The sequence below is a fragment of the Tardiphaga sp. 841_E9_N1_2 genome, assembly GCF_051811065.1.
GTDB lineage: Bacteria > Pseudomonadota > Alphaproteobacteria > Rhizobiales > Xanthobacteraceae > Tardiphaga > Tardiphaga robiniae.
In genome coordinates this window covers 918,132-939,552 of record NZ_JBPWQC010000001.1, presented here as the reverse complement: position 1 = coordinate 939,552, position 21,421 = coordinate 918,132, and the positions used below count along the sequence as shown (strand labels likewise).

Annotated in this window: 22 protein-coding genes and 1 pseudogene; 10 read left to right on the top strand and 13 right to left on the bottom strand. The window is 56.3% G+C overall.

What is annotated here, in order from left to right; genetic code table 11:
- Window positions 1-31: 31 nt before the first annotated feature.
- Window positions 32-469 carry a hypothetical protein gene (locus AB8A50_RS04370; RefSeq protein WP_439077000.1) on the top strand — a complete coding sequence of 146 codons (438 nt, stop codon included), beginning with the start codon at window positions 32-34 and terminating at the stop codon, window positions 467-469.
- Window positions 470-2,075: 1,606 nt separating this feature from the next.
- On the opposite strand, the gene AB8A50_RS04365 is transcribed toward AB8A50_RS04370, so the two are convergent.
- Window positions 2,076-2,378: a ribbon-helix-helix domain-containing protein gene (locus AB8A50_RS04365; protein WP_439076999.1), complete on the bottom strand. Its 303-nt coding sequence runs from the start codon at window positions 2,376-2,378 to the stop codon at window positions 2,076-2,078.
- Between the two features lie 223 nt (window positions 2,379-2,601).
- Between AB8A50_RS04365 and AB8A50_RS04360 the strand changes: the two genes are divergently transcribed.
- From AB8A50_RS04360 to AB8A50_RS04330, 7 genes are all read left to right on the top strand, one after another.
- Window positions 2,602-2,817 (top strand): DUF6894 family protein, encoded by a 216-nt coding sequence (locus AB8A50_RS04360; protein WP_439076998.1) that lies wholly within the window; start codon window positions 2,602-2,604, stop codon window positions 2,815-2,817.
- 376 nt (window positions 2,818-3,193) lie between these two features.
- Complete coding sequence (locus AB8A50_RS04355) at window positions 3,194-3,571, top strand: hypothetical protein (protein ID WP_439076997.1); 378 nt, start codon at window positions 3,194-3,196, stop codon at window positions 3,569-3,571.
- 43 nt (window positions 3,572-3,614) lie between these two features.
- Window positions 3,615-4,064 carry a hypothetical protein gene (locus AB8A50_RS04350; RefSeq protein WP_439076996.1) on the top strand — a complete coding sequence of 150 codons (450 nt, stop codon included), beginning with the start codon at window positions 3,615-3,617 and terminating at the stop codon, window positions 4,062-4,064.
- On the top strand, window positions 4,061-4,510 hold the full coding sequence (locus tag AB8A50_RS04345; RefSeq protein ID WP_439076995.1) for a hypothetical protein: 450 nt from the start codon (window positions 4,061-4,063) through the stop codon (window positions 4,508-4,510). Before AB8A50_RS04350 ends, AB8A50_RS04345 begins: the two co-directional genes overlap by 4 nt.
- Window positions 4,511-4,525: 15 nt before the next feature.
- Window positions 4,526-5,248, top strand: coding sequence for an SOS response-associated peptidase (locus AB8A50_RS04340; RefSeq protein ID WP_439076994.1), 723 nt, complete (start codon window positions 4,526-4,528; stop codon window positions 5,246-5,248).
- Window positions 5,245-5,547, top strand: coding sequence for a hypothetical protein (locus AB8A50_RS04335; RefSeq protein ID WP_439076993.1), 303 nt, complete (start codon window positions 5,245-5,247; stop codon window positions 5,545-5,547). Before AB8A50_RS04340 ends, AB8A50_RS04335 begins: the two co-directional genes overlap by 4 nt.
- A 407-nt stretch (window positions 5,548-5,954) precedes the next feature.
- Window positions 5,955-6,248 carry a hypothetical protein gene (locus AB8A50_RS04330; protein WP_439076992.1) on the top strand — a complete coding sequence of 98 codons (294 nt, stop codon included), beginning with the start codon at window positions 5,955-5,957 and terminating at the stop codon, window positions 6,246-6,248.
- A 1,483-nt stretch (window positions 6,249-7,731) separates the two neighbouring features.
- On the opposite strand, the pseudogene AB8A50_RS04325 reads toward AB8A50_RS04330, so the two are convergent.
- A pseudogene (locus AB8A50_RS04325) lies at window positions 7,732-7,972 on the bottom strand (RlpA-like double-psi beta-barrel domain-containing protein); the annotation flags it as partial.
- A gap of 171 nt (window positions 7,973-8,143) precedes the next feature.
- Between AB8A50_RS04325 and AB8A50_RS04320 the strand changes: the two are divergent.
- Both AB8A50_RS04320 and AB8A50_RS04315 read left to right on the top strand, forming a co-directional pair.
- Window positions 8,144-9,103, top strand: coding sequence for a hypothetical protein (locus tag AB8A50_RS04320; protein WP_439076991.1), 960 nt, complete (start codon window positions 8,144-8,146; stop codon window positions 9,101-9,103).
- Window positions 9,100-10,794, top strand: coding sequence for a caspase family protein (locus AB8A50_RS04315; RefSeq protein WP_439076990.1), 1,695 nt, complete (start codon window positions 9,100-9,102; stop codon window positions 10,792-10,794). Before AB8A50_RS04320 ends, AB8A50_RS04315 begins: the two co-directional genes overlap by 4 nt.
- On the opposite strand, the gene AB8A50_RS04310 is transcribed toward AB8A50_RS04315, so the two are convergent.
- The 11 genes from AB8A50_RS04310 to AB8A50_RS04260 form a co-directional block, all read right to left on the bottom strand.
- The gene (locus AB8A50_RS04310) at window positions 10,795-11,466 is read right to left on the bottom strand and encodes a DUF4956 domain-containing protein (RefSeq protein ID WP_439076989.1); all 672 of its coding nucleotides are present in this window, start codon (window positions 11,464-11,466) and stop codon (window positions 10,795-10,797) included. It abuts the gene before it with no gap.
- Window positions 11,467-12,135: 669 nt separating this feature from the next.
- Window positions 12,136-12,612 carry a hypothetical protein gene (locus AB8A50_RS04305; protein WP_439076988.1) on the bottom strand — a complete coding sequence of 159 codons (477 nt, stop codon included), beginning with the start codon at window positions 12,610-12,612 and terminating at the stop codon, window positions 12,136-12,138.
- A gap of 56 nt (window positions 12,613-12,668) precedes the next feature.
- Window positions 12,669-13,310, bottom strand: coding sequence for a hypothetical protein (locus AB8A50_RS04300; protein WP_439076987.1), 642 nt, complete (start codon window positions 13,308-13,310; stop codon window positions 12,669-12,671).
- A 21-nt stretch (window positions 13,311-13,331) separates the two neighbouring features.
- Window positions 13,332-15,596 carry a phage tail length tape measure family protein gene (locus tag AB8A50_RS04295; protein ID WP_439076986.1) on the bottom strand — a complete coding sequence of 755 codons (2,265 nt, stop codon included), beginning with the start codon at window positions 15,594-15,596 and terminating at the stop codon, window positions 13,332-13,334.
- A gap of 12 nt (window positions 15,597-15,608) precedes the next feature.
- Window positions 15,609-15,902: a hypothetical protein gene (locus tag AB8A50_RS04290; RefSeq protein ID WP_439076985.1), complete on the bottom strand. Its 294-nt coding sequence runs from the start codon at window positions 15,900-15,902 to the stop codon at window positions 15,609-15,611.
- Between the two features lie 11 nt (window positions 15,903-15,913).
- Window positions 15,914-16,225 (bottom strand): hypothetical protein, encoded by a 312-nt coding sequence (locus AB8A50_RS04285; RefSeq protein WP_439076984.1) that lies wholly within the window; start codon window positions 16,223-16,225, stop codon window positions 15,914-15,916.
- A 154-nt stretch (window positions 16,226-16,379) separates the two neighbouring features.
- The gene (locus AB8A50_RS04280; protein WP_439076983.1) at window positions 16,380-16,817 is read right to left on the bottom strand and encodes a hypothetical protein; all 438 of its coding nucleotides are present in this window, start codon (window positions 16,815-16,817) and stop codon (window positions 16,380-16,382) included.
- Between the two features lie 29 nt (window positions 16,818-16,846).
- Entirely contained in the window at window positions 16,847-17,833 is a 987-nt protein-coding gene (locus AB8A50_RS04275; protein WP_439076982.1) for a hypothetical protein, read from the bottom strand.
- Window positions 17,834-17,918: 85 nt separating this feature from the next.
- The gene (locus AB8A50_RS04270; protein ID WP_439076981.1) at window positions 17,919-18,143 is read right to left on the bottom strand and encodes a helix-turn-helix transcriptional regulator; all 225 of its coding nucleotides are present in this window, start codon (window positions 18,141-18,143) and stop codon (window positions 17,919-17,921) included.
- 270 nt (window positions 18,144-18,413) lie between these two features.
- Window positions 18,414-19,199 (bottom strand): hypothetical protein, encoded by a 786-nt coding sequence (locus AB8A50_RS04265; protein ID WP_439076980.1) that lies wholly within the window; start codon window positions 19,197-19,199, stop codon window positions 18,414-18,416.
- Window positions 19,200-19,475: 276 nt separating this feature from the next.
- A complete protein-coding gene (locus AB8A50_RS04260) occupies window positions 19,476-20,924 on the bottom strand; it encodes an SEFIR domain-containing protein (RefSeq protein ID WP_439076979.1) in 1,449 nt (482 codons plus the stop codon).
- Between the last annotated feature and the right edge of the window lie 497 nt (window positions 20,925-21,421).

The following is a 21,421-nucleotide window of genomic DNA, read 5'->3' as shown; positions in this document are numbered from 1 at the left end:
CCGATCCTGATCTCACCCGTCGGAACTGAATATGCTGCAGGCGGTCAATCACGTCCTGCAGGTGCGATCCGGAAATGCAGATCCGGTTCGCTATCGGGTGTTCTACGACATGTATCGCGCGATCGCGGATGCTGCAGGCGTGCCCAAAGAGGCCTGGAACGCCCGGGCCCGTCACGGCGGCGGTACCGAAGCGCGCGCGTCAGGCGCCTCGATCGAGGATACCACCGACCACATGCAGAAGTCTGACATGGAAGGCACCAGGCGCGACTACATAGCCGGGAATGTCGAGACTACGCGGCGCGTGGCAAGGAGTCGGATGGCGGTGAGGAAGAAGACGGAAGGCTATCGCCGGGCGGCCTGTCGCCTGGTTCGCTCGATCCCGTCGTTGATCTCGCCATGGCAGGCTTCAACGGCCAATTCGCGCGAGCGAAACTTGACCGGCCCCTGTACTGCGCGATTGCCCAGATAGATGGTCCAGCACCAAAGCCCCGGCTGGATCTCCTGAACGTCGTACTGAACTGTTCGATGTAGCACTCGGCACACCCCATTCCCCGGCGGAAGCATATCACAATTGGAATGGCCTAAATTGAAATTGCGAGGGGCCCTATTTCGGCCAGCACCAACTGAGGCGGGCCGCTTAAATACTACCTACTGCCCAATAAAACAGTAGGAGGACCAAAACCACGAATGTTGTAATCAGCCCGGCTATGCCGAACGAGAAAAGGACTCGGTAGAGCCTGTCTTCCATTTTGCTGCAACGCCAATTCTCGCCTGTTGTTCCGCCTGCCCATCCCGACGCTCATCGAAATCGTCGCCGCGCATCTTATTCGCCTGCCAGTGTGCAGTAAATCGCGCGCTTGCGATATGGTGGTGAATGCAGATGTCGGCGCGACGCAGGCGGGCGAAAATTTCTTCCGATGGGTTCTTGCTAGATCCGTAGAGGCTCTACATTCCTACTGGATCAGCGTTGCCATCGTGTCGGACAGGGCCGCGAGCTGGACTGCAATACCGGAGCGAGATATCGGGTGATGAGTCCAGATCTCGAGAGGCGTTTCGCGCAAGTGCAGGAACGGCTTTGCGCGATCTACCAACTAGAAAGCGATTAGGTCGCAGCTATCGCATATCAGCTTTGACGACATCCTGGATGCCTCGAGCGCGAATCTGAATTACTCGATCTTTAAATCCACGTTGCTAAGCTGGGCGGTTCCCACGCTGGAGCCTTCCATGTCTGGCGTCTCGCGCCGCGCGCAACTGATTCTGCTAAAAAACGATTTGCACGTTTTGCGCGGTCGAGCCGAACGGCTGGACTTGCCCGAACTGGTCTCGCTCTTATCGGAAGCGGTAGCGCTTCTTTCCAGTCAACCAGAATTAGAGAAGTCTGAGCGACCGCCCGCTTGACCTTCTCGCCATGGCTCGGCACCTGACCCTAGCGGCCACCAACCTAAGGCGCCGCAGCCGTCGTGCTCCCATGATGAAGCGAGGTCTTGTCTTTCGTCATTTGCTCGATCAGCCCGGTGATTGCGTCTCTTGCAAGCCGGTCAGTGACGACCACTGACATCCGCCGATAGTTTGCAATCTTAAAATCAAGCTCGGTACATTTTTCGCACATGGCTCACCGCGAGATCAGGCGGGAGCGTAGAGTACTCTCAGTCACCGATGATTGCCGAGGAACGGGCGATGATGGGAGACTTTACACCTGTCGCCCGGTTCCAGATATAGGAACGCATGGACGACTCTTATTTCCGCACAGACACTATTTGGGTGGCTGCAATTCGCCCTTTAACCAGCCTACCGCTTGATCTGTTTTAAGCGGATCGGGTCGATCGCAGTCGAAACACTGGAACGTGCGCGGCCCTTTGCCGCCCGGCGGCAATGCCAAGATCAGATGAGCCCCACAGTGGGGACAGGATGGTCTTTCGGCTTGACCCATAGCGGCTAAATTCTGCCGCTGGTCGCGGATTTCGTCAATTTCAAACTAAGGCCAATTGTCTGGTGCATCGCCGTGTCGAAGACGGCGGGGATCCGAAACGACATCGCCCGGCTCCGATCATCCTGAAAAGTAATTGGGGCAACTATCAAGAACGCACGCCCTCCTCGGGGCGGGCTTTTCGCTGCCTATCCGCATTGGCGTCAGTTGCCGATCGGTACTTCGCAATAAAGTGCTCTAGGACGAAAAGACGAATAGTCGATGTAAGATTGCCTCGAACCCGGTCCCGATCAATTCGTCTGGTGAGGTCTGTCGGCGAGATACGTTTTTCGCTCGCGATCTCTTTCAACGCCTCCCAAAAGGCTTCCTCAAGGCTGATACTCGTCGACGTCCCGTCGGGTCTGGTAAAGGACTGCTTTCGTGGTTTTGTGGGCCTATTCAGCTCGGGCATGTTGAAGTTCCTTCGCGCAAGCAGCAAAAAGCCGCCCGGGCATGACACCAAGCGGCTCTTGCGCCTGCCGGTCCCCATAGTCGTCCGGTGCCACCGCACTCTTATAGGCTGATCCAGCATGGTTAACGAAAGGTTTACGATGCCGATCTGGGCCTATTGTAACCAACTTGGAACTAGCTGAAAGCATGCGCATTTCCCGCATTTCCTCTGCCGGAGGACGCGTATGCCCAAATATTACTTCCCCATTGTCGACGGTACGAAGCTTGTAGATCCGGTGGGACTGGAGCTCCAAAATGAAGAGCAGGCAAAGCGGCAGGCCGAGCTAATAGCCAAGTACGTGGCGCTGACCGGCGCTAAGCCCCGCCACATCGTGGTGGAAGACGACGAAGGGACAGAAATTCACAAAGAGCCGGTGAAGCCGGAAAGCCCCATTCGATGACCCCCGTTGCATCTCCAAATCCCTTCGCTGTGGTCTATGTTAAAAACAGCGTCTGTGGTCACGGCAAGGTGCTGAGAGTGGTGGTAGGCTCCCTAAAAGGCCTCCCGCGCAAACGGACCCGCTTTCTATGAGCTCCGCCCATGCAGAATTCTAATTCCCGCTCAAGGATCCCGCCAATCGCTGTGCTGGCCGCTTGGATCGTCGCCGTCGCGGCTGCTGGTATTTTTCTGGTGCGCTTATAGCCTCGCGCTTCTCGGCTACCCCGAACCGACCATCGGCGCCGCCGCTCCATCCGAGATTCAACCTCCGCGGACTCGACTTTTGTTCTTCTTATGTTCTAATTGAGGGCATGAACGATAGACCCGCAAGCTGGCGCATGCCGACGCCAAAACAGATGGAAAAGCTGGCTTCCAAGCCGAGCCGCCCGGCTGAGCCGCCTATTCCGACGCCCGGCCCTGCAGACGATCTGCCGGAGGCGTATTGGGATTCCATCGTTCGGGATCCTCGCGGCCAGATCCGCACCGGCGTGCCCATCCAGCAGCGCCGCCTCTCGGAAATTCCCCGGAACGTCTTGCGAGTGTCCTGCCGTCGCTGTGATCGGATCGTTGAGATTCAGACCGTGGATGCGCTGCGCATCTACGGGGCCCATGCGGTCTGGAAAGATGTCGGGATGAAGTTGCTCGACGACGGCTGCCGGGAACGCACGGGACGCCTCGAGGAGGACGGCTGCTGGCCGTCATTCGAGACGACGTAGCATTTTTGCTTTTGTATTTTGACCGCCACGCTTGGACGCCCATATGGCTCCGAAATATCACCCCACGCCCCTATCAGGCGGCGACCGCAAGGCTCTGAACAAAGAGCTGGCGAAGGCGCGCGGCGTTACGCTGATGCTTGCCCGCCAGTCGGACGAGTTGCGTGCGAAGGGTGAAGCGCTAATCCGGGAAGCCGACAAGCTGTCCTGCGAAAGCTGGAACGAACGCATGTGGGCGGATGGTGAGCCGATCGACCCGTCACCGACAGTCGACCAAGCGTTGAACGGCGGCTTTCCGCGGCTCGAGATTGAATGTTCAAGATGCCGGGCCAAGCGCGACGTCAATCTGGCGGAGCTGCCGCATGTCGACACTACATGCATCCACGACCTCGCGACCCGGTTGCGCTGCCAGCGATGCGCGAAAGGCGGCAAGCGGCCCCTCGCGACGTTGCTGCAGTTGGCGCCCAGCCCACGGCATGGTGTGGAGACGCCATGATGCAGGAACTGACACGGCGGCGCACCGATGATCATTTTGAGACATGGGAAATCTGGTACGGCGACGTGCAGGTCGGTACCATCGCTCAGCAAGATTGCGATCCAAATCCGGAGAGGTCGGGTATCTGGCAATGGTCTTGCGGCTTTTACCCGCTCCATCGAGATCAATGTTTCAGAGGCGTCGCATGGGACTTCGAAACGGCGCGAGCCGCCTTCGATGCCGCTTGGAACGTGTTCCTGCCGAAGCGCACCGAAGCCGAGTTCGAGGCCTCGCGCCGCGAGAAACAGTGGCCTGCCAATAAATACGCGCTATGGGATGCCGGCTATACTCAGCAAATCCGGCGCGGCGAGATCCACTGCCCGTGCGGCGAGACATTCAACCCACGATCCCACGAACAGACCATGGCGCATATAACGCACATCGCGGGGCGGAAGCCGGGGACGTAATCCACAGGACGCTGCATGTGCAACCTCTATTCGATGACGAAGAACCAGGCCGCGATCCGCAACCTGTTCAAGTTCGATCGCGACGTCACCGGCAACCTGCCGTCGATGCCCGGCATCTTCCCCGATTACCCGGCGCCCATCGTTCGTAACAAGGATGGCGCCACAGAACTGATGTTGGCGCGATGGGGAATGCCTTCGTCGCAATTCGCTCAGATGCAGGCAGCGAAGAAGCGGGCCGCGAAGCTCGAGGAGAAAGGCAAGCCGGTCGACTTTAAGGACCTGCTGCGGATGGAACCGGACAGCGGCACGACGAATATCCGTAATCTCGACAGCCAGCACTGGAAACGATGGCTAGGCGCTGAGGCACGCTGCCTGGTGCCGTTCACATCCTTCAGCGAGTTCAATAAAGCTGAGGGCGGCGACATCTGGTTCGCCTTTGATGAGACCCGACCTCTGGCATTCTTCGCGGGAATCTGGACGAACTGGACGTCCGTCCGAAAGGTCAGAGAAGGTGAAACCACCAACGACATCTTCGCCTTCCTAACCACTGAACCAAACGCCGAAGTCGGCGCAATCCACCCGAAAGCAATGCCTGTTATCCTGACGACACCTGAAGAACTGCAAGCCTGGATGACGGCCCCCGCCGACGAGGCGATGAAGCTTCAGCGCCCCCTACCGGATGGCGCGCTGAAAATCGTCGGTCGCGGCAAGAAGAGAGACGAAGCGCCTACCCTATGAGCCAGCCGTTTGAGAAGCACGTCAAAGACCGCCCCTACGCCAAGCCTGAAGCTGCCGCTGCAAGACTGCTCGAGATCGCCAAAACGCTCCGGATCGATGACGGCCTTATGCCGATCGGGGAATGGAACTCGACCTTCATATGGAAGGACAAGGCGAGCGTCGCGGAATACACGCTTGGCCGCGACAAGCTCATTGCCGACGGCATTATCCAGATTCATGAGTGCGGCGGGTTCATTATGTGGAAGGCGGAAACCTCTTGCGTGGAAAGCCCACCGGAAATGGCCCAGCTTGCCGAGTAAGAGCTACCCTTGGATAGGGCGTCGCCCAGTTTCTCTCTACCCCGTCCGGATCTAAGCGCCTCAGAGATAAGTGCATCTCGTGCGCCCTTATCATGACCGCTGCCCGCGTCCGCCCGATCGCTTTAGCGATGTCTTCGGGCGGCAGCGTCCCGGCTAACGCACGGAGCGAGGCTTTTTCGTCGTCAGTCCAGCGGCGGTGGATCATCGCCATCTTTACCTCTTTGTGTTGGCCCCACCCGCTCTAGTCATGCAAGTGCCAGACCAATGACACGCCGTCGGATGTACAGACGCGCAATGGCACTCGCTTCCTTGTAGCGGTCGATGTCATCCCCGCCTCTGGAACTAACAGTGTTTGCCGAAATTGAGTCGCCGTTCGATTGCGTCAGTCGAGTTTGCGGAGTTGCGTTGTGTCCTGGTCAACTCGATTTCCAGATCCAATCATCCTGCCTGCTGGCGGTAAGCTCGCCACCCTGCAGGATGCCGGCGAATATATCACCCGCCTACCAAAGCAGACGCACGATGCTCCACCGTGGCAGAACGCGATGCACGTCTTGATCCAAGCTGCCGAGTATGACGGCCCTATAGAGTTCGCCCGCCTCGGCATGCTGCAGGCGCTCTTCCCGAAGGGAACGCCGGTCTACCACTCGGTCGACAAAGATCCGAAGTGGCGTAATCGGTACAAGCATGTGAGGGATCGGTGAGAGATGAAATCGGCCCGTTTCAAGCTTGGAGATTTTTGCTCGCTTTTGCAGTGACGGCCGCTGTCATTGGCGCAGCCTATATCACCATCGCTTTCATGATCGGATTCATGAAATGAGGTACCGCGCACCCGCTCGATTGAATTACTCTCACTGTGTGAGAAAGCATTGTGTTCCGTGCGTTGGAACACAAACGGCCCTTATTAGGTCGAGATAGATGTGTTTTTCTCGTGCACCGGAGGAGGGACGATTTTTTGGTATCAGTCAATTTTGAGTAGTTCCGGTAGCCGCCGCGCGAGAATGCCGCGATTTTTTCTTGGCAGATAATGCTTGCGTTCACCGAACTAAACTACGCAAACTCAAATTTTCGCTTACCCAATAGTCTTTTATGAAGATCATCATTGTTAGCGTACTCACTCTTGTAATTATTTCGGCCTCGACCTCGGCAGCAACGCTGGAAGAGCGTATCGCACCGCGCAAATAACCACGAGATGGTAGATCGGTTAGTCGCGCTGTGCCGAGGACGTCGATGGCGGTGACGAAGAGCCAACGAGAAGCGATCGTAGCGGCTGCGCGACTGAGAGCGATATCTCGAAGGTGCCAAGAGTTTGCGAGATTCGTCGGGTATCGGTCAGTGTCTGATCGGCTAAATGCATTGGCGATGAAATACCAAGAACGAGCTCGGCGGGGCGAGGAACGCGCCGGAGTGCAATTAAATGGAGGCGCTCCTGACGAACGGCCTTCGTTCAGTTCGCGGAGAGGGCGCCGCCCTCGTCCTGAAAAATGAAGAAAACCGACCACCATGGCCGGCGCCGGGCCAGTTTACGTGGGGCTACTCGACGGTGACGCGCGAGATACCGCCCATGCCGATTTGGCTGCCGCGCTGGCCTAGGTGCCCACGGCATGAGCCTTGGTTTCAAAGCTTCAGCTTTAATACCAAGGCTGCTGCATCCAGCCTTCCCCGCGAGTTTCCGAGCTCGCGGATAAGTTGGCTCGCCTGTTCTAGCGGGAGACCATGTTTGAAGGTCAGTTAGTCGACGGAGTATCCGGAGTCAGAGACCGTCTCCGCAATCTCGGCGCGGGCAACGGCTGCGGGTTTGGAGCGCAACCGACTGACAAACTGGGGTGCGGCCGTCTGCCGCTCAAAAGATCCCGCCAGTAATTTAGCCTTACCTGTCGGCCCACGGGCTTCGATGGCAAACAGATCATCAGCCAGTCGGCGAATTGAGTATTCAGGATGCTCAACGCCCCCTCCCCAGTTCACCGTAGAGAACTATGCACTTTTAGTGCCACGTCGTCCGACCGGGAGCCTACTTGCAGATAGCTAATTTCGGCTCGAATACCGCAAAGGAAAACCTGCTACCGGTTCTGTGACACACGTCACAACAGGACGTTGGGCCGCGCTCGGAACCGTCTTCCAGCCGCCATTGGCATGTTACGGGCCGTAGCCCGAATTACTTTACGTGCTGGCGATCGGCCCATTTGATCATCGCCCAGACTGAGGCACCGGCCGCAGCCGCGCACAGCGGGGTGTCATTGGATCGTGACGCGTGCCGTGGGCGCCCATGCCGATCGCGTTGACGGCTGCTCGAGACAGGTCGATGCAGCGCCCCCCTTGATGAACGATCCGTTATGCGGACCCTCACCGATCTGCCGTTTCTCTTGTTCGTGACCGTGACGTGGCTGCCGAAGCGCCGGGTCTTGTGCGCGGCCGTCAGGGCACGCGCAAATGCGTCCTTGTTCACGTTATCATGCAGCCTGACCCGCTCATCAGCGAGACCCGATCCTAACGGACTGCAGACAGCCGCCATCAAAGCTTGCAAAAGGAAGCTGCGCTCAACAATCTGTTGATGTTTTCCTGCGCCTTGATAACCTCAGGTTTTATGCAGGAGATTTACATGCGATCGATCGTCCACGTAGCCATTTTCCTTGCCCTGTCCACGGTGAGTTCTCGCGCTGACGATGGGGATTTCAACAAGTACGTACTACAGAGCGCTAAATTTCTCGCTGAGAATTACTCCAACGGCGGATACTCGCTCAATAACGCTTTGACGCACGACTTAGAATACAATGGCAGTACTATACCAAGTACACAAAGAACCACCGCGGTTCCGCGGGAATCAATGTGCGTTGCGGGTATGCTCGAAGTCATGGTCCACGCTTTGGACTTTTGGAGCAAAGAAAACGGGAACAACAAAAAGCCATTCTCGGATATTCCGGTCGAGAGCTGGCGAAGATTAAGGCCAACGGACCTCAGAGCGCATTTGTGGGTGGATTCCAGACTGGGAAGCTATGGCACCGGTGACGCGATGCGGAATTTTGGGATTGGCGAGAACGTTTCCTTTGCGCAGCTTCGACCTGGGGACTTTGCAAATATCAATCGACCTAAACTTGCCGGTAGGCGATCTTCACCCTCCGGTCATGCGGTCGTGTTTCTCGACTATATCGATGAGCAGGGAACGCCAACCGCCGCGTTGAAGGCAAAGGGCATCAAATATTTTTCTCACCAATCATCGACAAACGGATTCGGAGAGAAGTATGGATTTTTTCTAAAGTCTGGGGAGTGGTTTTGCCCATCACTACCAGGAAAGTCAGTTGATTGTGGCATCATGTTTAGCAACGACCAACGTTTTTTGACTCTTGGTAGAATGTGGTCGCCGACGCGCTGGGACAGCGTCAAGAGAGAGAGTTATCTGACTCAGCTCATGGAGAGATTGAGACAACAAACGAATGTCAGGGGCGAGGGCTTTCTCAATATCACCCCAAATCTAACGCAAGATCAGTTCAACATCGAGATTGAGCGCGGTCCGGACGTGATGACGTTGAACCCCTTGTTCGCAAACGGAGCGAACGAATGATGCTGTGCCGGTTGGCCATTGCGGCGTTACTCGCCTTCGCCGCGGTCAATCAGGCCGCTGCTGCTGACCCAATTCCGAAGGTTGTCAAAGAGTATGCATCAACTGCACCACTCGCCCTTATGGCAAACAACCCACTGACCAAGCTTGAACAGGAATTGTATAGCAAGAGTTTCGCCATTCTTATTGGCGAAAGCGCATATCAACCACCATTTGAACCGCTACTCAACTCCCCGAAGGAATTGGCTAGCTTGGCCCAAGCTCTCAAAGATCACAATTTCAATGTGAAGGTATATCAAGATTTGAGTGCCTCTCAAATACGGCTGGCGATGGACCAGTTTGTTGCAGATGTTGGCCTAGAGGCAGACGCAAGAATTGTCATTTACTTTGCCGGACATGGAAAGACACGGGACGATCACGTAAACACAGATCCAATGGCTGCAGATAGGGAGACACGAAAAGTCGGGTACTTCATTCCATTCGATACACCGACTGTCGCAAGTGAAGATAGTAAGTTTGTTGCTTCGGTCGTAAGATTCTCTGAAATCGAGGAATGGGCTGAAGCGTTGGCGGCTAAGCATGTGCTGACTATTTTAGATAGCTGCTTCTCCGGCGCTCTTTTAGAGGGACAACGCTCTGCGCCAGAGACTAAGATCGTCTACCCAAAGCATGCAGTCTTTCAAAAGCCGGTGCAATCGCGAGTACGTCATTACGTTACCTCGGGGACTGCAGGCGAAACCGTCCCGGCCGTGAGTTCGCTCAACGCCACATTTGTGAAAGCGTTGCGGGGAGAGCTTGGCAGTGAACAAGCAGATTTCAACAACGACGGCTTTGTCACTGGTCGTGAACTTTTTAACGTGATTCAGATAAGGGCTTTAGCTGAAGCTAACACTACGCCGAGACAAGGTTGGTCAAGAACCCAGGGTATGCGAGACGGTGACATCATATTCAAAATTGCTAGTGAAGTAAGTGAGCCAACTCAAACGCCGAACCAAGATGTAGGCCAGTCTACGACGAAATTTACGGCTGAATGCCCGCCAAGCTGTTCTGAGCTAGACGTGCCCGAGACAAAGATATCTTTGGAGATCCCGAAAAATCGTTATCCCTCGGAAGCTCGTCTTGAATGCATGGGGGCAGACGGGTTGACACTGCTTATAAGAGCGCAACCAAAAGTTACGGTGGATGGAAAAGCAGTCTCTGCCGCCTTTAAGGCATGGAAAGGATCCGGAACCTGCAATTTGCGAACGGCATGGGTATTATCGCCAAATGCTGATAAGAGCATTGCGGGTGGTCCGAATGGCGAAGTAGCAAAACCGCCTGTGATAGCAGGCTCGCCCCGACTGAACGTCGGCACGTTCCAGATTGAAGGGCTCGGACTTCGCGGGGATCAAGTATTTGACATTAGAAGTAGGCTCGAAACGTCGGTAACCGCGCAGCGTCGCTCAGCGAGGGACGAACTGGCGCTGATTCTTGCCCAGCTCAAACCTTCCGACATCACCAGTCTCGTTGTCGCCCTGCCCAACAGCAGCTATCGCGTTGCGCTTGGCGTGATGACTGCACTATCGAAGCAGAAAAGTTGGACGACTTCTGATAATAATCGCGCACTCCAATCGCTCAAGGTAGTTCGTATAATCATGAACAATGATGCGAGCATAAATAATACGGCGGACGCAGCACTTGCAAAGCTAATTTGACTAGTCTCCCTTTCGCGACCGCTGCAAACGTTCAAGATAGACATAAGTTGTTCCCTGGACGTCCAGTATCCGCGAAGTTATGAGCTGCACGTCGCTCGGATAAACAGAGATGAATTCGAAAGTGAACTCTGCGTGCTGGTCAGCTTGTGCTTCAACTGCGATGAAATCCAGACGAACGGCCAATTCAGCTAGTCTACCATGATAATCGGCGAAGCTTTCCCGATTGCCAACGATGTGCACCGTAAAAGACGGAGCCCCTGGCGCGCCGAAATTATACCTCTCAAGCGTCAACAAGATAAATAGCACGACGACGACCAAGATGATTGTCGCGGCAAGGAGCCCGCTACCAATCCCTACACCTGCTGAGATCGACACCAAAACAAACGTGAACTCTCTCGTGTCTCGCAAAACTGTGCGAAAGCGAATTAAGCTGAGAACTCCAACAAGAGCGAATGCGACGGCTTGGCCGCTTTGCGCCGAATCATTCATCGACAGCACTCGAACGGCGCCTACGCAACATGCGACAAGTGGGACTAGCGCGACAAGGCTGTGGACGAATGAAGTCGTTAGCAAAAGGCCGCGATAGCCCTTTGAATACGTCAGACCTATCAAAAGCCCCATCGAGATCGATGATGACGCCATGATTGCGAAATCGAGATAATTCTGATGCACGTCATCCCTTCCGATCGCGAGTTTGCTTCATTGAGCGATAAGCGATAATTGACGAGACGCCTCTTTCCGAGCGTAACACCTCGACGACCGACAGTCGATTTTTCTTCTCTAGCGTCATGCAAGCGCTTGTCGCTCGTTTTCGCGATCATCTTGCCCGACAGCCCCTCCCCCCCCGCGTGCGTCATGGGGGACCGACATCGGATCGCGGATTCTGACAATTGAGCCATAGGGTCAACCATGGCTCCCGCAGTTCACCTGCACATATCGGCGGATCAAAATCGATCGAATGCCCGTCCAATGGATGCGAATATCCTGTACAACAATCGTAGGCCAAGCCGGCGATCATGCCCGGCGCAGCCGGATCGACGATCCGCATAAGGATGCCTTCAATCCGCCGCCCCGCGCTCCGCGGCAACTGCCGCCGCATCACGTCAATCTGCGACCGCCACCTGCTACCAGCCATCTGATCTGTCCAGGATGATGCGCCGGCTTCGGCCCGTGGCCATCATCTCGGCGTAAGCGGCAGAAACCAAAGCCTCTCGGGCTTCTGTGCGAGGCTCCATGATTGGCGGCAAGCCGTCCGATCGGGGATAGACAATCGTGCGCACAATCAAGACGAGAAGCCGCTTCGCTGGAAGGCGATTACGCAAGACCTCCAGGTCCGCCCGGCTAACGCTTCGACGCACCAGCTTCTTCCAATCTACGCTTGATCTCGGCGACCTCCGCGGCTGTATCGATGATGTCTACGGCCGTCACGTACGCTGTGAGAAGCCCGCTGATGGGCGCCGCCTCGTCCGCGCTTAGCAGACCGGCTGCGACCGCGGCGACCAAAGCCGCATGAGCCTTGGGAACATCAGCCACTGTCTCCAGCTTCGGAAACTCGGGGATCTCGACTGCGGACCCGCGACGAACCGGAGCGATACGATCTAGACACAGCCGAAGTGCTGCCGCGTCCCCGCGCAGAGCTTGCGCGATTGCGGTCTTGGTTAGCGCGTCCCATTGGCCTTCCATCAAAGCTTCAATCGCGATGGTCGTACGATGGCGTGTACCCGGCTGTTTCCCGGGATTGCCGGGAGCAAAGCGGCCGCGTTTGTCCCTGCCGTCCGCGGGCAGCGGCTGCTCCGCTGGCAACGGTTTCTGAAACAACAGCGGCGGTTCTAGCGGCGGTGGAATTGGTCCGCCCGGAGGAGGAGGAACGATCATTAGTCAGGCAGCTTCCGGTAGGCAGCGAGGCCGTGCTTATCGACCCACGCCGAACGGTCCTTCTCTGAGCCAAAATCAGACTTGCGCTCAATCGCCGATTTGTGGGCGGCCGTTGGGAGCGCGTTATATGCTGCCAACCCATGTCTTGAGACGTACGCAGCTCGCTCCTTCTCCGATTTGAAGTCCGATTTCGCGGCAGGCTTGCTCCCCTCGACATTGGGCGCAGGCGTCTCGCCTTTTGCAAACATCGAGGGGAATTTAGCGGTGAGTTCAGAAATGAGGTCATCGAGGGTGGCCACCCCGCCCGGCCCCGTTCCAGCCATTGGCGTCACGCCATCGGCCGACAGTATACGAACAATCCTCGCACCATCTTTGCTGTCCAATACGATGCGTTTCTCAATGCGAGACGTAAGAAGATCGTCACCTTCTGCAATAACGCCGGCCCGACGAAGCGCTTCGCCAATCCGAACGTTCCTTTCGTTCACATGCGCAATGTCCAAATCCGTTTTCAACTGTGCATCAACGTGCTTCTCAAGGTCCGATACATCCAACATAAACGTTCCATCGGGATTCTTCGCGTACAACGAGCGATACTCAACTGCGACATGGTTCAACGTGGTTTCAACGAGTTTTAAAGACATGATCTGTTTCCTTGTTGCTGGTCATCCAACGCGACGCCCGATCGCCTTCCGATTGGCGGCGCCGACGTTGTTGACGAAATCTTTGCTGCCGACATATCCGGTAATGCCCGCCGCAGTTGCCTGCTGCGCGACCTTTTCGACGAACGCCTGCAAATTCCCGTTCTCGTCGATCCGAACCACGACGTTGACGTCTCGAACTCCGCTCGCCTGGTCGACCGGCGCCAACTGGCCCATCTGACCAGGGGTCAGCACTGACTCGTCATTGCGGATGATGGCCGCGCGCTCGCCAGAGCCGATACCGGTGTGGAAGCGAGGTGCCCGGTCGAACATAATCGACGGCACTATCCGCGTTGGACCAGGGCTGTCGCCGGGGCCGTAGCCGGTGTGGTTGAGCGTGGGACCAATGAACGATGATGTCCCGAAATTGGGTAATTCGCTGGTCGATCCGCCGCCGCCGAATAGGCTACCGAGGCTGAATGACGAGCCACCAAACGCCGACTGCCACAGCTTTTGCGAAGCCATGTCCATCAGCCTGGAAGACACCGCGTCGAGAGCGCTGACACCGGCCTTCTTGAGCGCGTCGAAACCAGATGCGCCATCCATAATAGATGACCGAAACGTCTGGAGCGGACCGCGAACGAGCCCTTCATAGCCGAAGCGCAGTGTCTCCGTTCTCTCAGCCGCCTGCCCTAGCGCCGACGCCTCGGACTTCAATGCCGCAATCTGCAGCGGGGACAGTTCGTTGCCTTTGCGGCGTTCGTCGTTGATCCGCGTCTGCAGCGCGTAGTATTCCGTTGCCGCGCCGACGCTCATGCCGATCGTGGACGCTTCCACACGATATGCATCGGCTTGCGAGCGTATTGCCAAGGTGCCCAACGTGCTCGCTTCGGCATACTTGCGGATGCGCGCAACGTCGGCGTCGGTGATCTTGTTGCCGGGCTGCATGCGAGCAGCGGCAATCTGCAGCTCCGTCGCGCGCACCTGTTCGTTGACGGTCGCAACCTGTCCCAGAAGTCCGAGACGCTGCTGCTGTAAAGCTATATCCCGAGCGAGCGCGTTCGGGTCAACGGTCGTCTTGTTGTTGATCCGGTCGGCGGCACCACGCAGACCGTCCGCCAGTGCCGAACTACCCGCTGCCGGGTTCTTGCTGTCACCGGCGAACCGCTGCTGAAACGGCGACAACGTTTCAATGCCCATACCTTTAGCGACATCGGCATGATTGGACGGCAGGAAGCGGTCCCAAATTGAGGAGTTGCCGGCCTGCTGCGCCAACCGCTCCATGCGGTCGAGGAAGCCGCCACCGGTCTCCATCGCCTTCTGAAAAGCGGAACGGGCATTCAGACCGAAATTTGTCCAGCCCCGGTTCCACGCTTCGTCAAAGCGGCGCGCGCTGGCGACCAGGTTGTCGTTCGCGGCGAACTCCGCCGCTGCGTCCTGCGCCTTCTTGAGACCATCCGCACCGCCGGACAGCAGGCGCACCCACTGCATCGTTGCGGGCAGACCCATCTGCTGCAACAGAACGAGACGCTGTTGATCGTTGCGCGCGTTCTTGATCAGATCCGCAGCGCGTCCGAGTGAGGTGGTGAAGTCACCAGCGCGGACGTTGTTCGCCTGGAACACCTCCGCCAGCCCGCCCATGTTGTTCTTGGCGTCATAAACGCTTTGCGCGAAGCTGGTAATGCCCTTGGTAAAATCGTCGGCGGAGATGCCCTTGAACGAACTCGCAGCCTGCAGCTTGGAAAGCTGACCGGTGGTCACGCCGATCGATCGGGCCGTGTCGTCCAATTGCAGCGTGGCGGTGTGCCAGCTCGAATAGAATGCGTAGCCGGCGGCACCTGCGGCCGCAACGCCGAGAGATAGCGCACGAACGGGTGTCAAGAAATTGGCGATACCGGAGCCGACCTGCTTCAGTGCACCGCCCACCGTTCCCGTCTTTGACGATCCGAAGATGTCGGCGACTTGCGCGCCTTGCTGTGCCAGCACCATGAACGGTGACTGTCCGCTGACCAGTGACACGCCGACGTCCTGAATCTGACGTGACAGGTTGATCAGTTCGTGGCGGGCGAGAGCGCCGGACTTGGCGACATTGGTGAGTGCGTCGTTCGCCGGCTTTAACTTCGTGCCAAGCGTTCCGCTGGCTTTGCCGGCGTCGCTCACTGCCTTTTCCAACGCCGCTGCACCCGCTGCTGCCGGCTTCGACGATCGCGCAAAGTCGTCAAGTGCCTTCGTGCCCTGGACGACGGGTCGAGAATCTAACGCTAAACCCAGAACAGCGATGTCACCCAATGCGATGCTTCCTTATGCGTACCCTGCGGCACTGCGTTTTTCGGCGCCGCCGAACAGTAACTCCAGGTATTCGACGACGCGCGGTCGCAAGGCTAGAAGGTCAGTTCCGAAGACCGTGCTTTCAGAAATGCCCTGCCCCGACGCGACGCAGATCAGCCGGCTATAGACAGCGATGTCGCACGCGTTGACCCGCTCGAATATCCCAACAACGCCGCCAAACTCACTCGGGAGCGTCTTGAAGGCGTCCAGCGTGAAGCGAAGCGGTAGGTCGCCGACGTTACTCAGTGAGATAGTAAAATCGGTCATCGGTGCGCTACTTATGCTGCGGCAGCTGCTAGCTCTGGATCCTTGCCGCCTGACACGAGGCGATTCAGAAAGCGGAGAAGATCGGGCTGAAGCGTTTCCATGCCAGTGGCGAACACGTCCGCCTCGATCTCTTCCGCTGCGTCGGGCATGACGCGCTCAGTGCCGATCGCCACGACCTTTACGAAAGCGTCGAGGTCGAATTCCGTGATCGCTCGATGCGCCGGGAGAAATCCACCGAATTCCTTCGCAATGTTCTTGCTCACTGGGAGCTTCCACTTCAACGTGGCCGGCTTGCCGTTCAATGTGATGTCGAGGTCTGCCATTTGATGATCCTTCATTGGTGAAAGTGGAGCGAGCGAATTGTAGTTGGGACTATACAAATCGCTCGCTTATCTGCCGCGCCCGTACATCCGGGGCGACTGAATTGGTTAGCTGTCGCAGGGGCGTGATGTGCCGCTAGGGTCGTCACCGATGGCACTAAGCGTCTAGGACCCTTCCTGACATGCACCAGCCGTATATCCAGCTGTCATCGGGGCCAGGATTTGGCCCCGTCGAAAGCCGCAAGCCGAGCATCTTTCCCGCTGGAATATAGTAGTCGCACTCCCAGTTATGGGATGCGATGAGATGTTCGATTGTTGTCGAAGTGGCCTTCGTGCCGCCCGCGGAATACGTCTTCAGGCATAGGTCCGATGGCGTCACTTCATGCTGGCTTGCGCTTTCTCCGATGAAGGGGATCATCGCAGCGCCCCAGAGAGGTTCAATGCCGAGACGCTGCAGATGCAGAACTTTCCCCGCGGGCACCACATATGGAAGAGTTACCTCGCCCAGGAGGTCGTTGCTGTGAGTGATCGGATTTAATTTGACCGAGTTCGCAGCCATCTTCGTTTGTGCATAGGCGATCCATGGAGCGGACATTCATTGATCCTCCGAAATAGAACTGGAACTCATGCGCGGCAATATTCAATGATCAGCACGTAACCATTGGCGCCCGCGCCACCGGATCGGCTATTGCTCGTCACAACCGACGCGCCAGCGGAGCCGCCACCACCGTAGCCCGCGGCTGCTTCGCCGTTGCTGTCGGACGTCTTCGCAGCACCGCCCCCTGTTCCGCCGCCGGCGCCGCCGACAAGAGACACAGATGTAATCGAGGCAATGCCGCCCGGCTGACCGGGTGAGCCGGCTTGGGTCAAATCGCCGGTGCCCGACACCCCACCTGCGCCGGCAGCACCGGCTGTCACACCTACCTGCGAATACGTGCCGCCATGTCCGCCCTTCGCGATGCACAGCGACCCCACAGACACGTCACCGCCATCGGTGCCGTTGTTGGCACCCGCGGCGCCGCCGTTCCCCGGCGCGGCAATGGAAACGGATTTGCTGGCACCGATGTCAGCAGCGGTCGCGATCTTGATTGACTTGCCGCCGCTTCCGCCGCCCCCTCCGACAGCAATGCCTGTGGCCGAGGTGTGAACAGCGCCCGCGCCGCCACCGCCGGGCGCTTGGCACTCGATGCTTGCGTACAACAGGTTGGGATCCGGCGTATAAGTTAGAGATCCTCCGGTGTACGAAAAGAGCGTGCGGCGGATCGCTTTCACGCTATCGCTTAACACCGCAGACTGGACGTAGATGCGCCAGATTTTGTCGCGCTCGTGCCGAGCAATGATCCTGTCGCCCGCAGTGGCGACATAGTTTACGGCACCCGGACAGATTAGCTTCTTGGAGTGAATAAAGGTGGGTGTGCCTTTGATCAAAAAGCTGACCGTGCTTCCCGCATCCATCATGGGGAGTTCGCGAACCAACGCGTTCCCTACAAGTTCGTAGTCGTCGGCGGCAAAGCTGACTGGCAGTTCCGCCCCTGCATCGATGATGCCTCCGTACCGATGCAGCGGGCCGCTGTCGCTACGGGGTGGAATTGAAGACACTTTATTGGTCATGACTTCTCCTGTGCAGGCGAGCGTCTCCGCTGTGCCGCTGCGATCCTCGCCGGGTTGTGGAATAGTTTGTGTCGGGTGCCGCCGATTACGCGGCCTCCTCCTCAGCAAATCGCAGCGCCGCACCAACGCGCGCATGCTCCCAGACGACCAGATCGGCAACTCGCCAGAAACGCCTATTCGTGATATAAACCGGCTTCGGGAAAGTTGGGTCGTCCTTAAGGCGACGCTCAATCCACATGTGGCTGACGCCGCCGAAACGCGTGCGGAGTCGTGCTGTCGGAATCAGGGTAACGTCGTCAGTTGCCGACATGTGTAACTCCTGCGTTTAGTATGTTCGCAGTAAATCACACAAGGTGCCGTTCGCTGAGGAATAGCGGACAACTACAATTAAGTGTTTACCGGATTTGTCCGCAAAGGATTGACGACCGATTTGCGCCGATAGTGCTTTCGACCGCGGTCGGCAAGCTATTCGTCTGATTGTGTCTCAACGCACATAGGCTTCCGATCAGGGAACGACCCTGAACATTAACGGCTGGATCGGAGTACCCGGCAGGCGAACATGGCCGCAGCGAGTACGGCCCTACTTAGCCTTGTCCAAATCCTCGATGACGAAATTGAGCTGAGCCAGCAGGTCAGGCTCAGAAGAACCCGGTAATTTTGCGTTCGTTGCTACCATTGTAACCTTGAAACTACGAGCCGTCGATCCACTCGGGATATTCCATGTGACTGTAACGTCAAAACTAAATGGTGACGTCGACGCGCCGTAATCTTCGGGTAGTGTAGCGAGAATAAAAATCGAGGCGTAATCCCAAACAGGTTGAGGGATGAAAGCGTCCGCTTGTTTTGTAATATAGTTGACCGGAACCGTGAAAGTAGTTGTGCCGTAGCCGATATGAATCGGAATTAGCCCAGCACCGTGGAAGAATGCTTTATTGTCCTTGAACTGCATATTTATTGCAGCGAAGCGCGGAGATTTTTGGAGGAGATCTTCTACGTTGAATGGAGCTATCTGCCAACGGACGGACGCATCGAGAGCATTCGTTTGACTGGTATTAGATATCTTTAACGTAGGAAAGAGACCCAATCCGAAGTCCGGCGGTCTGTCCTCGAGGCGGGTATACGGGGCGTATTTCAGCTTCTCCCATTTTAGCACAAACCTCTCAGGCGGTGGCTGCAGATTCACTTTTGGCTGAGCGGCATCTTTGTTGATGTCGTTTTGTAAGTAGAGCGCAATCGCGACAAGTACAACAATGCAGCCCGCAAAACCGACCCAAAGCCCGGTCGTCCTGTTCCACGTCGCGAATACGCCACCGACCCCGAGTAAGACGGGACCAAGCAGGGCGGCCGTCCAAATTACGAACTCCATCGACCGCCTCGCGCCACCCATAGCCGCTCCTCATTGCGGTTATGGAACCGCAAGTGAAAGAGCAGTTCAACCCAGGACTTCACGCTATACACGCTTATCGTTTTAGCGCTCCGATGAGACTACGACGCTGAATTGTATGTGCGGCTTTACGAGTGACTTCGACCGCAACCGTGCCGGCTATTCGCCGGATCGAGTGGACGCAATTGTGTGGGCATTGACCGAGTTAAGCGAGCCGATCCACACGACGTGGATTCAGGAGTTGCGAATCTAAGCTGCTCACGGGCGCGTTTCGAGTTTCGAAAGATTTGCCAAAGCCGAGATGTCCAACGTCTCGAAATCCCAGCGAGGCAAGTATCGACCGCCGAGCCCATTGGTCGAGTAAGTACTAACAAGCTCTTCCAGCCCCGCTTTACTCGACCAACCAAGAGCGCGCGAGAATTTTGCAAAGTACGCTTTGGATTCACTGCGGGCAAAGACTTCGAACGGCCCTCGGAAGCGAAACGTTGCGTAGAGAAGGCTCTCTGGATACCAACCTCTTTCCGATGTGAAGGATGCAGAGCGCAGGAAGAGCATAAAATCGGCCTGCATCACCTGAGCAAATTTTATCCCACTTGAATGACTGCGTTGCTCGAGCAAGTCGGCTCGCAGCGAAATGCGCCTTTGTTCTTGGCCCTTCTGGTGCAACGACGAAGTGTGTCGATGGAGAACCGTAAAAGGCTTCATGACCTCCGTTCGATTTTCGTCCGGAATATAGAAGTGCAGTGACAAAAATTCTTGCAAAAGCGAAAATCGCTCATATCGCAAAAGGATCGCTACAGAATACAGAAAAAGCTCGTGAACGATGAAAACAAAATTGTCCCAGTCCCATTGTCGGTATACGGACAACGACTCGGGTCGATCCATGAACGGGATAGCACGCTCAAAGAACCTCTGCAGAATCATCGGCAATTCTGCATTTGGCGTAGCCGCTGATGCGGTCATGAACTCAATGAATTCATTTCTGAGCGGGAGGAAGGCTTCAATATTGTCTACAACAGCCTGCGGAAAGTTTGGTGTTTCGTGAGGGATCCTGAATTCTTCCAGAGCATCAATTAATGAGCCAAGATAGTTTTCGACAACTGCTGTAGCAGTCGCCGGGGACGTCTCAATGGCGTCTATTGCTCGACGAGCTTTCGAACGGGTTTTGGTCGTTGATGGGGCGCGGCTGTCGCTCAGAAATTCGGGAATTTTTCCGAGCGGTGGCTTCACATAGGCAGGCTTACCGTGCAGCCACCGCAGTAGCTGATCAAAATTGGTCGCATACCGAGATTCCGTCATATCGATGTAAATTCGAGACACGAGAAACTTCGGTAAGTACGGCTCACCCTCATCATCAAGCTCTGAGACAATCGCGACGAATTTTGTCTGGTCGGCCTTCCTATAGATTTCAGGAGACATGATCTGGGACTCTGTGCCCACGCCTCCTTTACGATTGTCGGCTTTTTCAGCGTAATTCTTGTCGGAAACAATGATGACCTTGGTCACGCTAGTATCAGTTACCATCGACTCCATGAACTGGATCGCGTCGTGACCTTCCCGAAGATTCCACTTATCTAGGATTACATCTACGCCATTTTCGACTAGCTCATTAGCGAGTTCAATTACCCATTGCTCATGCTTGGGACTGGTCCAACTGTAGGAAATGAAGGCTTTTGGCGCGGCCTTCGAAAGCGGTTCTGTAGCCATAAGGCAGCCCTCTGCGAATCTTCTCCGTCAGAGTACACCTCGTGGTGGCACCCAACTCAACTAGTCTAATTGAGATTGATTTAAGCGTTGCGGTTGTGCTCTGTTCAACGGGCTTGCACGTCAGACGGTGAAGGAGACGAGGACCTGCGCGGCGGCGCGCATATAATCGGCCGTACGACGGGATCGGCTAGGGCGGCAACCCGAATCGAAATCTCATCCCGGCAGGCAGAAAGGAGGGTCTATGACTCTCGCTGAAACAGTTATTATCTGTCTGATGCTCGTTCAGATCTGTATCGATCTAAACTTGAAGAAGGCTAAATAATAGCGGGGCGACCAGCACCTGCCGTCCGGGTGGCTGCGCCTTTAAAAATGGAAAAAGCCCCAAGGGCGGCAACCCTTGAAGCTTTTAAATCCCAGATCGAAGGATCTTCGACCCGCTGAAACAGGAGTTTTATAACGCAGCGTTGTTCGTTTGTCACTAACTTATAGCTGCGGGC

Excerpts from the sequence above, each read along its gene's own strand:
- AB8A50_RS04300 (WP_439076987.1), bottom strand. The coding sequence starts at position 13,310 with ATGTCTTTAAAACTCGTTGAAACCACGTTGAACCATGTCGCAGTTGAG.
- AB8A50_RS04265 (WP_439076980.1), bottom strand. The coding sequence starts at position 19,199 with ATGGAGTTCGTAATTTGGACGGCCGCCCTGCTTGGTCCCGTCTTACTC.
- AB8A50_RS04335 (WP_439076993.1), top strand. The coding sequence starts at position 5,245 with ATGAGCCAGCCGTTTGAGAAGCACGTCAAAGACCGCCCCTACGCCAAG.
- AB8A50_RS04345 (WP_439076995.1), top strand. The coding sequence starts at position 4,061 with ATGATGCAGGAACTGACACGGCGGCGCACCGATGATCATTTTGAGACA.
- AB8A50_RS04370 (WP_439077000.1), top strand. The coding sequence starts at position 32 with ATGCTGCAGGCGGTCAATCACGTCCTGCAGGTGCGATCCGGAAATGCA.
- AB8A50_RS04280 (WP_439076983.1), bottom strand. The coding sequence starts at position 16,817 with ATGTCCGCTCCATGGATCGCCTATGCACAAACGAAGATGGCTGCGAAC.
- AB8A50_RS04285 (WP_439076984.1), bottom strand. The coding sequence starts at position 16,225 with ATGGCAGACCTCGACATCACATTGAACGGCAAGCCGGCCACGTTGAAG.
- AB8A50_RS04315 (WP_439076990.1), top strand. The coding sequence starts at position 9,100 with ATGATGCTGTGCCGGTTGGCCATTGCGGCGTTACTCGCCTTCGCCGCG.
- AB8A50_RS04360 (WP_439076998.1), top strand. The coding sequence starts at position 2,602 with ATGCCCAAATATTACTTCCCCATTGTCGACGGTACGAAGCTTGTAGAT.
- AB8A50_RS04320 (WP_439076991.1), top strand. The coding sequence starts at position 8,144 with ATGCGATCGATCGTCCACGTAGCCATTTTCCTTGCCCTGTCCACGGTG.
- AB8A50_RS04290 (WP_439076985.1), bottom strand. The coding sequence starts at position 15,902 with ATGACCGATTTTACTATCTCACTGAGTAACGTCGGCGACCTACCGCTT.
- AB8A50_RS04350 (WP_439076996.1), top strand. The coding sequence starts at position 3,615 with ATGGCTCCGAAATATCACCCCACGCCCCTATCAGGCGGCGACCGCAAG.
- AB8A50_RS04270 (WP_439076981.1), bottom strand. The coding sequence starts at position 18,143 with ATGTCGGCAACTGACGACGTTACCCTGATTCCGACAGCACGACTCCGC.
- AB8A50_RS04340 (WP_439076994.1), top strand. The coding sequence starts at position 4,526 with ATGTGCAACCTCTATTCGATGACGAAGAACCAGGCCGCGATCCGCAAC.
- AB8A50_RS04365 (WP_439076999.1), bottom strand. The coding sequence starts at position 2,378 with ATGCCCGAGCTGAATAGGCCCACAAAACCACGAAAGCAGTCCTTTACC.
- AB8A50_RS04355 (WP_439076997.1), top strand. The coding sequence starts at position 3,194 with ATGCCGACGCCAAAACAGATGGAAAAGCTGGCTTCCAAGCCGAGCCGC.
- AB8A50_RS04260 (WP_439076979.1), bottom strand. The coding sequence starts at position 20,924 with ATGGCTACAGAACCGCTTTCGAAGGCCGCGCCAAAAGCCTTCATTTCC.
- AB8A50_RS04275 (WP_439076982.1), bottom strand. The coding sequence starts at position 17,833 with ATGACCAATAAAGTGTCTTCAATTCCACCCCGTAGCGACAGCGGCCCG.